At 67.1% G+C, this 13,972-nt stretch carries 14 protein-coding genes; 11 read left to right on the forward strand and 3 right to left on the reverse strand.

Annotation, left to right across the window (positions count from 1 at the left end):
• From AC1DEY_RS21620 to AC1DEY_RS21660, 9 genes are all read left to right on the forward strand, one after another.
• Positions 1–928 (forward strand): HNH endonuclease signature motif containing protein (locus AC1DEY_RS21620; RefSeq protein WP_476869780.1); only part of this gene is annotated, 928 nt, incomplete at its 5' end.
• A gap of 162 nt (positions 929–1,090) precedes the next feature.
• Positions 1,091–1,474, forward strand: coding sequence for a hypothetical protein (locus tag AC1DEY_RS21625; protein WP_476869781.1), 384 nt, complete (start codon positions 1,091–1,093; stop codon positions 1,472–1,474).
• Between the two features lie 216 nt (positions 1,475–1,690).
• On the forward strand, positions 1,691–2,674 hold the full coding sequence (locus AC1DEY_RS21630) for a bifunctional riboflavin kinase/FAD synthetase (protein WP_476869782.1): 984 nt from the start codon (positions 1,691–1,693) through the stop codon (positions 2,672–2,674).
• Positions 2,675–2,773: 99 nt separating this feature from the next.
• Entirely contained in the window at positions 2,774–3,628 is an 855-nt protein-coding gene (kynA, locus tag AC1DEY_RS21635; RefSeq protein ID WP_476869783.1) for a tryptophan 2,3-dioxygenase, read from the forward strand.
• The gene (gene kynU / locus AC1DEY_RS21640) at positions 3,625–4,890 is read left to right on the forward strand and encodes a kynureninase (RefSeq protein ID WP_476869784.1); all 1,266 of its coding nucleotides are present in this window, start codon (positions 3,625–3,627) and stop codon (positions 4,888–4,890) included. Before kynA ends, kynU begins: the two co-directional genes overlap by 4 nt.
• Before the next feature lie 192 nt (positions 4,891–5,082).
• Positions 5,083–5,352, forward strand: a complete 270-nt coding sequence (gene rpsO, locus AC1DEY_RS21645) for a 30S ribosomal protein S15 (protein ID WP_120953920.1) — start codon at positions 5,083–5,085, stop codon at positions 5,350–5,352.
• Between the two features lie 247 nt (positions 5,353–5,599).
• Positions 5,600–7,849 carry a polyribonucleotide nucleotidyltransferase gene (locus AC1DEY_RS21650; RefSeq protein WP_476869785.1) on the forward strand — a complete coding sequence of 750 codons (2,250 nt, stop codon included), beginning with the start codon at positions 5,600–5,602 and terminating at the stop codon, positions 7,847–7,849.
• 182 nt (positions 7,850–8,031) lie between these two features.
• Entirely contained in the window at positions 8,032–9,375 is a 1,344-nt protein-coding gene (locus AC1DEY_RS21655; protein WP_441409420.1) for a M16 family metallopeptidase, read from the forward strand.
• A 134-nt stretch (positions 9,376–9,509) separates the two neighbouring features.
• Positions 9,510–9,995 (forward strand): DUF1579 domain-containing protein, encoded by a 486-nt coding sequence (locus tag AC1DEY_RS21660; RefSeq protein ID WP_441409421.1) that lies wholly within the window; start codon positions 9,510–9,512, stop codon positions 9,993–9,995.
• Between the two features lie 45 nt (positions 9,996–10,040).
• Here the strand turns inward: AC1DEY_RS21660 and AC1DEY_RS21665 are convergent, their stop codons facing one another.
• The 3 genes from AC1DEY_RS21665 to moaA form a co-directional block, all read right to left on the reverse strand.
• Entirely contained in the window at positions 10,041–10,322 is a 282-nt protein-coding gene (locus AC1DEY_RS21665; protein WP_441409422.1) for a hypothetical protein, read from the reverse strand.
• Between the two features lie 123 nt (positions 10,323–10,445).
• Positions 10,446–10,712, reverse strand: coding sequence for a MoaD/ThiS family protein (locus tag AC1DEY_RS21670; protein ID WP_476869786.1), 267 nt, complete (start codon positions 10,710–10,712; stop codon positions 10,446–10,448).
• A gap of 7 nt (positions 10,713–10,719) precedes the next feature.
• Positions 10,720–11,859, reverse strand: a complete 1,140-nt coding sequence (moaA, locus tag AC1DEY_RS21675) for a GTP 3',8-cyclase MoaA (RefSeq protein WP_476869787.1) — start codon at positions 11,857–11,859, stop codon at positions 10,720–10,722.
• 132 nt (positions 11,860–11,991) lie between these two features.
• Between moaA and AC1DEY_RS21680 the strand changes: the two genes are divergently transcribed.
• Both AC1DEY_RS21680 and AC1DEY_RS21685 read left to right on the forward strand, forming a co-directional pair.
• Entirely contained in the window at positions 11,992–12,744 is a 753-nt protein-coding gene (locus AC1DEY_RS21680) for a response regulator transcription factor (RefSeq protein ID WP_476869788.1), read from the forward strand.
• A partial coding sequence (locus AC1DEY_RS21685; RefSeq protein ID WP_476869789.1) for a sensor histidine kinase occupies positions 12,731–13,972 on the forward strand: 1,242 nt, incomplete at its 3' end. The genes AC1DEY_RS21680 and AC1DEY_RS21685, both read left to right, overlap by 14 nt.

A 13,972-nucleotide genomic window follows, 5' to 3' on the forward strand; every position in this document is an offset into this window, starting at 1 on the left:
CTCCGAGGAACTGCTGCGCCGGATCCAGGGCGCCTTCATCCGCAAACCCCGGCACGGCCTGCACCACCTGGAAATCTTCGCCACCGCCGAACAGTACGAACACCTCGTCACCGTCATGAACACCGCCACCAACCCTCGCGCCGGCCTAGACACCGGCTCGGAAATGGGACCCGACATAGCAGAGGGCACGGTGACGGTCGCGGACGCCGCCACGGTCGCGGACGCCGCCACGGTCGCGGACGCCGACACGGGCGTAGGCCTGGGCGCCGCCATGGTAGCGAGCGCCGCCACAGGCGTAGGCCTTGGCGCCGAAACCGGAGCAGCTGACCTGCTCGACCAGCGCTCCCGGCCGCAACGGCTGCTCGACGGCCTCGTCGGAGCCTGCAAGGTGGCCCTCGCCACCGGAGGGCTGCCCGCAACAGGCGGTCTCCGGCCCCAGATCATGGCCACCATCGACTACCGCGACCTCCTCAAGCGGCTCGGCGGTGCGGGACCCGACCACGAGGGCACTGGATCGCTAACGTTCACCGGCCCCATCACCRCCTCGACCATCCGCAAACTCGCCTGCGACGCSGACATCATCCCGATGGTGCTCGGCGGGGACGGCCGGATCCTGGATATCGGCCGCGCTTCCCGGGTCTTCCCGCCCCATGTCCGCAAAGCCCTCACRGCCCGGGACCAGGGCTGCGCSTTCCCGCAATGCRCCATCCCCGCCCCCTGGTGCGAGGCCCACCACATCACCTACTGGTCCCGCGGCGGCAGCACCGGCACAGAGAACGGAACGCTGCTGTGCTCGCACCACCACCACTTGATCCACAAAGAACAGTGGACCGTCCGGATGCGCAGCGGCACCGCCTGGTTCATCCCACCGCCGCACATCGACSCCGCCCGGACGCCACGCCGGAACCGCTATTTCCGCCTCGAGTGACCCTGCGTTTCGTCTGACCCCGCTGCCCGCGTAATCCCCAGACCGAGCTAGTTCTGCTGCGGGGGACGATTCGAAYGGGGACGWTTCGAAGGGGGACCTCTGGAAGGGGCGAGAATGCCAATGGCATACCCCGCGCTCTGGGGGAAAGACTAGGGTGGAGGCATGGACCACCGCCGTCTGCTGCTGCGGGCCGTGAAGTCGATTCACACGATTGCCTGGTTCACGATCGAGGCCTGCATGGCCTACGTCCTGTACACCGGRCTYAGGGGCCGAACCGACCGGAAAACAGGTGTGGCCGCCGTCGTGGTCGCRGGMGAAACGCTGGTCTTTGCGGCCAATGGCTTCCACTGCCCGCTGACCGCCGTCGCCCAGGACCTCGGCGAYAGCGACGGCTCGGTGACGGATATCTACCTGCCGCGTTGGTTCGCACGGATGCTGCCCGGAATCCACGTCCCGCTGATCCTCGCCGCCGTCGTGCTGCACTGGCGGAACTGGCGGCATCATTCAGTCCGGGATAGCCAGCGGAGGCTGTTGCTCGGGCGATAGCCAGCGCTGGCCCCAGCACCCTCAACCTGCCGCCGCTACGTTGCCGCTCACGTTGCGGTCCCGCCGGGCGCGCCCCGCCGCGTGCGCGCGCGACGCTGCACCARGAGCCCGGCGAACCGTCCGGGAGCGGCCCGGATTGCGGGTAATCTTAGAGAGTTCCGGAGCCGGCACGGTCGCTCCGGAGGAGTTCATGGCAGGCAGCAAAAGGCGAGGTTGATGGTCCACATCTGGAACGATCTGTCCGAGGTCCCGGCGGACTTTGGTCCGTCGGTTGTCACGTTCGGCAATTTCGACGGCGTGCACCGCGGCCACCAGCAGGTGCTCTCGCAGCTCATCCGCACCGCCCGGTTGAACCACGCCCGCSCCGTCGCCATCACCTTCGATCCGCACCCGGCGCAAGTGCACCGTCCGGAGTCGGCTCCCGAGCTGATCATGGGCCTGGAGGACAAGCTCGTGGCCCTGGGAGAGCTCSGCCTCGACGCCGTCCTGGTGATGAAGTACTCGCTGGAGCTCGCCAGCCTGACYCCCGAAGAATTTGTCGCCACGGTCCTGGTKGACGGCCTGAAGGCGAGCCATGTGGTGATCGGMCACGACGCCCGGTTCGGCCGCGGCAATTCCGGGGATCTCGCCACCATGCAGGAGCTGGGCCGGAAGCTCGGCTTCGAGGTGCTGGTCATCAGCGAGTTCGGCTCGGAAGGCTTCCCCATCCACGACGACGCCGGGACGGACCGCCGCTGCTCGTCCACGTGGGTCCGTGAGGCACTCCGTGAGGGCGACGTTGCCACCGCCGCTGCGGTACTCGGGAGGCCACACCGGATGCGCGGCGAGGTGGTGCACGGTGCTGCACGCGGCCGCGACCTCGGATTCCCCACGGCAAACCTCGCCCCCACGGCCACCGGGTACATCCCCGCGGACGGGATCTACGCCGGCTGGCTGGTGGACCAGGASGGCACCCGGTGGCCGGCCGCCATCTCCGTGGGCTCGAACCCCACGTTCTACGGTGTGAGCCGCCAGGTCGAGGCYCACGTGATCGACCGCCCCGAGGAGTCCGTCGATGACTTCGATCTGTACGACCAGACAGTTGTGGTGGAATTTGTCACAAGGCTCCGCGGCATGGTGGCGTACCGTGGGCCTGAAGCTTTGGTGGAGCAGATGCGCCTGGACGTCGTCCAGGCTCATGACATCCTGTTYGCCCGCTAAAAACGGGGCCGGATCGGCGTCGACCCCCGCGCTGACGGCGTTCTGACTCACTGGAGCCGCGCACTGGTTCGCAGCCGTGCGGCAAGGAAGGCAARAGACGTGACSATCGAGAARAACACMAGGGAACTGGACCAGGACATTGTCCGGGACTTCAGCGMGCGGATGAGCTACGCGTCCTACCTGCAGTTGCCCACCCTGCTCAGCGCCCAGMAGCCGGTCAGCRSMCCGGAACACCACGAYGAGATGCTKTTCATCATCCAGCACCAGACCACGGAGCTGTGGCTGAAGCTGGTWCTGCATGAGCTGCGCAGCGCCGCCGCCTGGCTGCGTTCGGAYGACCTCGGGTCCGCSCTGAAGGCGATCGCCCGCGTCAAGCACATCCAGAARACSCTCACCGAGCAATGGTCCGTGCTGGCCACMCTGACGCCCACCGAGTACTCSCAGTTCCGCGGCTTCCTCGGCAACTCCTCCGGATTCCAGTCCAGCCAGTACCGGGCCGTCGAGTTCCTCCTCGGCAACAAGAACGCCAAGATGCTCCCGGTCTTCGAATCGGACCCSGAAGCCCACGAGATGCTGCGCGAACTGCTCGAAGCACCCAGCATCTATGACGACTTCCTCGCCTATCTCAAGCGCCAGGGCTTTGACGTCCCGGCATCGGTGCTGGAGCGGGACGTCACCAAGGCCCACGAGTTCTGCCCCGAATTGGTCCCGGTCTTCAAGTACATCTATGAGAACGCCGCGGACAACTGGGGCGCGTATGAGGCCTGCGAGGAACTGGTGGACCTCGAGGACAATTTCCAGCTCTGGCGATTCCGCCACCTSCGSACGGTCCAGCGCACCATCGGCATGAAATCCGGCACCGGCGGATCCAGCGGTGCGGCGTTCCTGCAGAAGGCCCTCGAGCTGACCTTCTTCCCGGAGCTCTTCGCCGTGCGGACGGAGATCGGCCAGTGAGCATCCCCGCCACCAACGACGCAACGGACAACCTGTGGCAGCGCGCCCTGGACCTCGACACCGCCGATCCKCTGGCMCGTTACCGTGACCACTTCGTCGGCACGGACACCGAGCTGTCCTACCTTGACGGTAACTCCCTGGGCCGGCCGCTCAAGCGGACCGTCACCGACATCAGCAGCTTCATCCAGGACAGCTGGGGCGGCCGCCTGATCCGGGGCTGGGACGAGGAATGGCTCGAACTGCCGCAGGCYATCGGCGACCAGCTGGGCCGCTCAGTGCTCGGCGCGGCACCCGGACAGACCATCATCGCCGATTCCACMACGGTTGTGCTCTACAAGCTCATCCGCGCCGCCCTGGCCGCGGTTACGGATCCGGCSCGGAAGGAAATCGTCCTGGACACGGACAATTTCCCCACCGACCGCTACYTGGTGGAGGGCATCGCCCGCGAAGAAGGCCTGACCCTGCGCTGGATCGACGCCGATCCTGCCTCCGGTGTCACCGTCGAACAGGTGCGGGCCGTCACMGGCCCGGCCACCGCCGTCGTGGTCCTGAGCCAGATCGCCTACCGCTCCGGCTTCCTCGCGGACCTGCCGGCCATCACGGCCGCAGTCCACGACGCCGGCGCCCTGGTGGTGTGGGACCTTTGCCACTCCGCCGGGTCGGTGGAGATCGYTTTGGACGACGCCGACGTCGACTTCGCGGCSGGCTGCACCTACAAATACCTGAACGGGGGACCGGGCTCGCCCGCGTTCGCCTACGTCAACGCCCGGCACCTGGCCGSGCTGCAGCAGCCAATCTGGGGCTGGATGGGACGYAAGGATGCGTTCGAAATGGGTCCCGGCTATGAGGCCGCTGCCGGCATCCGGGGCTTCCTCAGCGGCACCCCGGCCATTTTCGGGATGCTTGCCATGCGCGGCACGCTGGACCTGATCGAGGCAGCGGGGATGGCMGCGCTCCGGGCGAAGTCAGARCTGCTGACCGCCTTCGCCCTCGAACTCTACGATGCGTGGCTGGCRCCGGCCGGWGTGCAGCTGTCCACCCCGCGGGACCCGGCACTGCGCGGYAGCCACGTCACGATCGACCACCCTGCCTTCCGTGAGATGACAGCTACGTTGTGGGACCAGGATGTAATTCCCGATTTCCGTGCCCCGCAGGGCATCAGGATCGGGCTGTCGCCGCTGAGTACCTCCTTCGCGGAGGTCTACCGGGGCGTCGCGGCGGTGCGCGAGCTGCTCGCGGGCCAGGACACCGCARCCGTTTAGCCGGTGSGCGCGGCCGGCGGTTTCGACAAGATCGCGGACGTGCCACTAAACTGGACGTTGGATCCGGCTGCAGTCCGTGGCGGCTGGTTCCTGTTGTGTACGGAATGCCCGGCTTCGGCGGGGGATTCCGGGACGGCACCCCCGGCAGTGAATTACTGATTCGGGCCTCACGGCACATCTCTAGGAGTTATTGTGGCACTTGAAGCCGCTGTAAAGCAGTCCATCATCAAGGATTTCGCAACGTCCGAGGGCGACACCGGTTCGCCGGAGGTCCAGGTTGCAGTCCTGACTCAGCGGATCAAGGATCTCACTGAGCACATGAAGGAGCACAAGCACGACTACCACACCCAGCGCGGTCTGCTGGCCATGGTTGGTCGTCGCAAGCGCATGCTCACCTACCTCAAGAACACTGACATCACCCGCTACCGTCAGCTCATCGAGCGCCTCGGCCTGCGTCGCTAGTCAGCTTTAAGGGGCGGCCCCTTCCGGACCGGAACGGGCCGCCCTCTTCAGGACAAAACTAAACAGGAGGATCAACCGCATCACGCATTCGCGGTCCTCGGTAGTGATCCCCGGGAACGGCCTCAAGGAATGAGGCCCGGCCCGTGGGTCTCGATCGATGACCGGGTGCAGTGCAGGCCAGTMGACAGATGCTGGMCTGGGTTGATGCGGCTGGGCTCCGTGAACCATGAAACGGAGGTGACTCTCTATGGAGGGTCCCGAAATCCAGTTCTCAGAAGCAGTCATTGACAATGGCCGCTTCGGCAAGCGTGTAATCCGCTTTGAAACCGGCCGTCTTGCCAAGCAGGCAGCCGGCGCAGCGATGGTCTACATCGACGAAGAGACCGCACTGCTGTCCGCCACCACCGCCGGCAAGCACCCGCGTGAAGGTTTCGACTTCTTCCCGCTGACTGTCGACGTCGAAGAGCGCATGTACGCCGCCGGCCGCATCCCGGGCTCGTTCTTCCGCCGCGAAGGMCGTCCCTCCACGGAAGCCATCCTGGCCTGCCGCCTCATGGACCGCCCGCTGCGCCCCGCGTTCGTCAAGGGCCTGCGCAACGAGGTCCAGATCGTCGTCACCGTGCTGTCCATCAACCCGGACGAGCTCTACGACGTCGTCGCGATCAACGCGTCCTCGATGTCCACCCAGCTCTCCGGCCTGCCCTTCTCCGGCCCGATCGGCGGCGTCCGCGTTGCCCTCGTCGCCGACGAGAACGGCTCGCAGTGGGTTGCGTTCCCGAAGCACTCCCAGCTCGAGAACGCCGTCTTCAACATGGTCGTTGCCGGCCGCATCGCCGGTGACGACGTCGCCATCATGATGGTTGAAGCCGAAGCCACCGACAACTCCTGGAACCTCATCAAGGAACAGGGCGCCACCGCCCCGACCGAAGAGGTYGTTTCCGAAGGCCTCGAGGCTGCCAAGCCGTTCATCAAGGCCCTTTGCGAAGCACAGTCCGACCTGGCMGCCCGCGCTGCCAAGCCGACCGTCGAGTTCCCGGTCTTCCTGGACTACCAGGACGACGTCTACGCCGCTGTGGAGTCCGCTGCCGCCGAGAAGCTGGCCGCTGTCTTCCAGATCGCCGACAAGCAGGAGCGCGACACCGCCTCCGACGAGCTCAAGGACGAGGTCACCTCCTCCCTGGCCGGCCAGTTCGAAGGCCGCGAGAAGGAGCTGTCCGCAGCGTTCCGCTCCGTCACCAAGCAGGTTGTGCGCCAGCGCATCCTCAAGGACCAGATCCGCATCGACGGCCGCGGCCTGACGGATATCCGCCAGCTCACCGCCGAGGTTGAGGTTCTGCCCCGCGTCCACGGCTCGGCCATCTTCGARCGCGGCGAGACCCAGATCATGGGTGTCACCACGCTGAACATGCTCAAGATGGAACAGCAGATCGACTCGCTGTCKCCCGTGACGCGCAAGCGCTACATGCACAACTACAACTTCCCGCCGTACTCCACCGGCGAGACCGGCCGCGTCGGTTCCCCGAAGCGCCGCGAAATCGGCCACGGTGCCCTCGCAGAGCGCGCCATCATGCCGGTGCTGCCGTCCCGCGAGGAATTCCCCTACGCCATCCGCCAGGTGTCTGAGGCYCTCAGCTCCAACGGTTCGACGTCGATGGGTTCCGTCTGCGCCTCCACGCTGTCCCTGCTCAACGCAGGCGTGCCGCTGAAGGCTGCCGTTGCCGGTATCGCCATGGGCCTGGTCTCCGACCAGGTTGACGGCCAGACCCGCTACGCCGCCCTGACCGATATCCTCGGCGCCGAAGATGCCTTCGGTGACATGGACTTCAAGGTYGCCGGTACCTCCGAGTTCGTCACGGCCATCCAGCTSGACACCAAGCTCGACGGCATCCCCGCCTCGGTCCTGGCCGCCGCGCTGAAGCAGGCCCGCGAAGCCCGCCTGCACATCCTGGACGTCCTGAACTCCGCGATCGACACCCCGGACGAGCTCTCCGAGTTCGCGCCGCGCGTCATCGCGGTCAAGATCCCGGTWGACAAGATCGGCGAGGTCATCGGCCCGAAGGGCAAGATGATCAACCAGATCCAGGAAGACACCGGAGCCGACATCTCGATCGAGGACGACGGAACTGTCTACATYGGCGCCACCAACGGCCCGTCTGCCGACGCAGCACGGTCCGCGATCAACGCCATCGCCAACCCGCAGATCCCGGAAATCGGTGAGCGCTACCTGGGCACGGTCGTCAAGACCACCACCTTTGGCGCCTTCGTTTCCCTGACCCCGGGTAAGGACGGCCTCCTGCACATCTCCGAGCTGCGCAAGATCGCCGGCGGCAAGCGCGTGGACAACGTCGAGGACGTTGTCTCCGTGGGCCAGAAGATCCAGGTGGAAATCACCAAGATCGACGACCGTGGCAAGCTTTCCCTGTCGCCGGTTGTGGCTGAAGAGGCTGCCTCCGCAGACGCTGACAGCGCTGAGGTCTCCGCGGACGCCGCAGAGTAGTCTTTCCTGACCAAATGGCGGGGCCGGTGGATCATCCACCGGCCCCGCCGTTGGTTAACAACGGWTAACWCCCGGTWWGCMCCSGGGAGATGCCTGGGCCTGCCTCCGCCGGCACAGTGGTCCGCTGGTACGATGGCAGGCAGATTTGATGCGTTTTTTGACGGTTTTATGGAAAGGCCTTGATGACAGTCGTCCCCCTGCCGCTTGAGCAGAATCAGCACGCAGACACCCTGATCCACGGAGCCGACGGCGGTTCCGAGGTTCGCCGCTCGGTCCTTCCCGGTGGCGTCCGTGTGTTGACCGAGGCCATGCCCGGCCAGCGGTCGGCAACGATCGGTTTTTGGGTCGGCGTGGGTTCGCGCGACGAGGCCCCCGGGCAGCACGGCTCCACCCACTTCCTGGAACACCTGCTGTTCAAGGGCACCAAGCGCCGCACCGCCCTGGAAATCGCCTCGGCCTTCGACGAGGTGGGTGGGGAATCGAACGCCGCCACGGCGAAGGAGAGCACCTGCTACTTCGCCCGCGTGCTGGACAGCGACCTTCCCATGGCGATCGACGTYATCTCGGACATGATCACCGGCGCCGTCTTGGACCCGCAGGAGATGGAGCAGGAACGCGACGTCATCCTCGAAGARATCGCGATGGACAGCGATGACCCGACCGACGTCGCGCATGAACACTTTGTGTCCGCCGTCCTGGGGTCMCACCCCCTCGGCCGCCCGATCGGCGGCACACCGGCAGCCATCCGGGCCGTGGCACGTGACTCCGTGTGGGACCACTACCGCCGCTACTACCGTCCCGACGAGCTCGTGGTCACCGCGGCCGGAGGCCTGGACCACGACGTCGTCTGCGGGCTCGTGGTGGATGCCCTGCACACCGCCGGCTGGAACCTTGAGCCCGCTGCCGCGCCCGTKCAGCGSCGGTCCACAGAGCGCGCCGCGATCACCGGCACCGCCGGCCTGCATGTGGTGAAGCGCCCGGTGGARCAGGCCAACATCATCATGGGCTGCCCGTCGCTGGTGGCCACCGACGGCCGCCGCTTTGTCATGAGCGTGCTCAACGCGGTCCTCGGCGGCGGCATGTCTTCGCGGCTCTTCCAGGAGGTCCGGGAGAAGCGCGGCCTGGTCTACTCGACCTACTCCTTCGCCTCCTCCTACGCCGACGCAGGCTACTTCGGCATGTACGCCGGATGCACGCCGTCGAAGGTCCGGCAGGTCATCGAGCTGCTCGGCGCCGAACTGGACAAGCTGGCCGCGGACGGCATCTCGGACGAGGAGCTCCGCAAGGCCGAGGGGCAGCTGTGTGGCGGAATCGTCCTGGCGCTTGAGGACACCGGATCGCGGATGTCCCGGCTGGGCCGCGCGGAGCTGGTGTCCGGCGAGTACCAGGACATCGATGAAACCCTGCGCCAGATCAAGGCCGTCACCGCCTCGGAGGTCCAGCAGCTCGCCCGTGAGCTGGCGGCCGCGCCGCGGACCATCACCGTGGTCGGCCCGTTCGAGGAAACCGAGACATTTGGGCTGTAGGTAATTCCCGGGCCCGTGCCCGGGAGGTGAGTCTGTACACGGCAGCATCTTTACACCGCGGCACGCCCGGCGTGATGATAAGGGCGGGGTCACTCGGRASGAACTCCGTATGGGAGGACCCCTGGAAGGAAGACATGGACCGGCCACTGCCAGGCAGTGCAGTCGAGGCGCTTGAGGGTTTTCTGGGCCGGTGGACGGGGACCACGCACTGGGAGGCRACGGCGTGGGGTCCTGCGCGCAGCGCGGACACCGAGATCATCTTTTCCCTGGCCGCCGCCGGGCTGGCGGTCACCCACAGCTACCGGAATACGGATGCGGACGGGACCCGTTCCGAAGGCCATGGTGTTTTCACCATGGACCCGGACCACCCGGACACCTTGTGGTAYCACGTCAACAGCATGGGACTGCCGCCCGAGGCTCCGGCGCGCGCCAGCCTGGAAGGTGGCACGCTGACCGTGGAACGGCGCAGCGACCGCGGCACGGCACGKCACACCTTCCGGGTGGACGACGGCGAACTGACTCACGCGGCCGGGCTCCGCCTGGGCAAAGCCAGCGACTTCACGCCTTTCATGACCAGCGTGTGCCGGCGGGTCGCCGAGGGCGCCTCCATCCCGGCCTAGGCCCGCGCCCGGCCTGGGCCGGTCACCCTGCCCAAGCCTGCGCTCTCAGGATGCGGCCTCGAGGATCCTGGTCTTTGGAGCCCCTTGCAGGGCCGGGGCGACGTCGGCGGAGTTCCAGACCTTCGCCTGAAGRTTGGCCAACATTGTTTCCGCCTGATCGCGCTGTTCGAAATCCAACTCGACCACCACATAGAGCGGGTCGTCCACCGGGCGGCTGATCCGGTACGCCGTGACCCCGGACGCTGCGCGGTTCACCGGGTCGCGGTCGAAGGCCGCTTTCCACATGCCGAAGTCCTTGATCCCATGCTCGATCTGCAGTGTGAACATGCCGCTCTCCTCMTTGATGKTTGTCGCCTGCCACGGGGATATTCCACACTCTAGGACCGGTCTGGTCCACGCGATAGCCCCGGAATCCGGGAMAGCCKTCCCGGATCCACGTCCCGGCGGCGCCTACCCGCCGGCGAACGGCGGCAGCACATCCACGAYGTCGGCCGGCTTGAGCGCCGCGGCGTGGTCGTGCACGGCAACTTCGTTGAGCAGGAAGCTGGAGCGSGACAGGATGCGGGCCAGCGGCGGCGTGCCGGCCGGCGGCTCKGGGCGCTCGACGGCGAGGATCGCCTCCAGCAGCGAGGCGAGCGTGTCGCCGTCGTCGAGGTCGAAGCGTTCTTCATCCACGCCGGCGGCAGCGCGCGCGGCAGCGAAGTAGCGTACGTTCACGAAAAAGTCAGCCTCCGATKGCGCTCATGCTGCGGTCTGGCTGGACGAAGTCGGGGGCGTCGAGGCCCACATGGTCCATGCCATGGGCCTTGGGCTTGATCCACATGGCATCCTGCCAGCGTTCGGYGAGCTGTTCGTCRCTTGCGCCCTCACGCASCAGGCCCAGCAGGTCMACTTCCTCGCGCGAGAACAGGCAACTCATGATCTTGCCCTCGGCCGTGATGCGGGTCCGKCGGCAGTCGGAGCAGAACGGCTCCGTGACCGACGCGATGATGCCCACGGTGCCGAGGASGGGGCCGGTGGCCCGGTCGGTGCCGGGAACACGGGCCCGKACTTCGAACCGTTCRGCCGGGGCGCCGTCGCGGTCCCGCGGGTCGGAACTGAGCACGTAGTCGGCGGAGAGCAGCTCGCGGATCTCCGCGGCTGTGATCATGTTCCGTCGGGTCCAGCCGTGGTCCGCGTCGAGCGGCATCTGCTCGATGAAACGCAGTTCATAGCCGCGGTCCARGGCCCAGGCCAGCAGGGCMGGSGACTCGGCGTCGTTGATYCCGCGCATGAGCACGGCGTTGAGCTTGACCGGTCCCAGGCCAGCAGCCCAGGCGGCATCGACGCCGGCGAGGACCTTRTCCAGGAACGGGCGGCGGGTCAGCTTCGTGAAGGTTTCCTCATGCAGKGAGTCCAGCGAGACGTTGATCCGGGTCAGTCCCGCGGCCTTGAGCCCGGCGGCCTTCTTGTCCAGGCCGACGCCGTTGGTGGTCATCGAGATCGGCAGCCCCGGGTGGGCCCGGCGGAGCGCGGCGATGATGTCCACCAAGTCCGCGCGCACYAGCGGCTCGCCGCCGGTCAGCCGCAGTTCACGCACGCCGAGCATGTCCACGCCGATCCGCACGATCCGGACGATTTCCTCCGCGGACATCACCGCCTGCTTGGACARCCACTCCAGGCCCTCGGCCGGCATGCAGTACGTGCAGCGCAGGTTGCATTTGTCCGTCAAGGACAGCCGCATGTCCGTGGCACGGCGGCCATAACGATCGACGAGCCCGGCGGGCAGGCCCTCGGGGCGCCCGGACAGTGCGGCTGCCGCAGCTTCGCCCGTTCCGGGACTGCCTGCCACGCGGGGCTGGGGCATACCCAGTTGAACTGTCATAGTGTCAGGCTACGCCACGTGCCGTCCCACGTCACAGCCGCATGACGGCACGGATATTACGTGTTCGGGAAGGATGTCCTGCGGGGATCCGGAGCCCTGCCCGCGGCGGGACCGCGAACCTATGCTGGAAGCGTGAACAAGACCCAGCCGGCCCCGGACGCAACGGATCACCGGCGCATCCTGCTCGTCGAGGACGAGCCGACCATCGCCGGAGTGGTCCGTGACTACCTCGTCCAGGCGGGCTTCCAGGTGGACCTCGCCGCCGACGGCTTCACGGCCCTGCGCCTCGCAGCCGAACGCCGTCCGGACCTGGTGCTCCTGGACCGGATGCTGCCGGGCCTGGACGGCGTGGAAGTCTGCCGGCGGCTCCGGGCGACGCACAGCGTCCCGGTCATCATGCTGACCGCGCTCGGAACGGAGGACGACCGGATCCTGGGGTTGGAAGCCGGCGCGGACGACTACGTCACCAAGCCGTTCTCGCCCCGCGAGCTGGTACTGCGGGTACGCTCAGTCCTGCGCCGGAGCATTCCTGAATTCAGCCCGGAGCCCCCGGTCGAGGTGGGCGGCTTTGACCTCAGCCCGGCCGCGCGCACGGTGTCCCGCCATGGCAAGCCGCTGGCCTTGACCGCCCGGGAGTTCGACCTGCTGGCCTTCATGCTCCGCCGWCCCCGGCAGGTCTTCAGCCGCGAAGAACTGATGAAAGCTGTCTGGGGCTGGGACTACGGCGACCTGTCCACGGTCACGGTCCATGTACGGAGGCTGCGGGAGAAGATCGAGGACGACCCCACCCGCCCTTCCGTCCTGAAAACGGTCTGGGGAGTGGGCTACCGGCTGGACCCCAGCGACTCCAGCGAAGAGGAAGAGTCCGCCGGTGCAGACCTCTGAACTGCTCACCATCGTCGGCTGGGCYGTGGCCTGGGGAGCCGTGATCGGGGCCGCGTCGCTSCTTATCCTCAAGCCGCTGCGCAGGGCATCCTTCGCGGTCCAGATCTGCGTGGTGGTGCTTGCCGCCGTGGCGGTCCTGACGGCCGGWATGGTCAGCGCCTTCAACGCCATGTTCATTTCGGCACGGGATCTCGAAGTGATGTGGTACGTCCTGGCCGTGGCCTCGGCGGTTGCTGTGGCCATCGCCCTGGTGCTGGGATCGCGGGTGTCGCGCAACGCCAAGGAACTGGCCGAGGCCGCCCGGAGCATCGGCCGCGGCGAGAGCCCCGGCATCCARTCCGCGGTCATGAGCCACGAACTTGCCGCCCTCGCGGCCGARCTCGAATCCAGCAGYAGGATGCTGGAGGCATCCCGGCAGCGGGAGGCCGCCATCGAGAACGCCCGCCGCGAGCTCGTCAGCTGGATTTCGCACGACCTCCGGACTCCGTTGGCGAGCATGCGGGCCATGGCCGAGGCCCTGGAAGAYGGCATGGCGGCGGACGTTCCCGGCTATTACCGCAAGATCATCGCGCAGACCGACCTGATGGCCGGCATGGTCAATGACCTCCTGGAGCTCTCGAAAATCCACGCCGGAACGATGCGGCTCAAGGCCGAGCCGTTGGACCTGTACGACCTCGCCAGCGACGCCATTGCCGACCTCGCCGCGCTGGCGGAGCAACACGGCATTACGCTCGACGGCGGCGGGCGCCGCGAAAGCCTGGCCCTCGCCGACGGTCCCTCGATGGGGCGCGCCATCCGGAATGTTGTGCTCAACGCCATTGTCCACAGCGCGCCCGGGTCCCATGTCACTGTCGAAGTCGGCAGGGACGGGGACCGGGCCGTCGTCGCGGTTACTGACGGCTGCGGCGGAATCCCGGAAGCGGACCTCCCGCACGTGTTCGAGACCGGCTGGCAGAAGGACCCGGCCCGGAGGCGGGCCGGCCGTTGGGCCGCCCCGGAAGGCCCTGGGATGGACGGAATTGGGCTGGACGGAACTGGGATGGATAGGACTGGGCTGGGGAGCGCTGGGGTGCCCGAGACGGATGAGCCGGCGGGCGCCAAGCGTTACAGCGGGGCGGGGCTGGGCCTGAGCATTGTCGCCGGAATCGTCAGCGCCCATCAGGGCACGGTCACCGTTGAAAACGTCGACGGCGGATGCAGGTTCTCGCTGTTGCTCCCCGGGCAGGCT

The sequence above is a fragment of the Arthrobacter sp. 05T47 genome, from assembly GCF_056395825.1.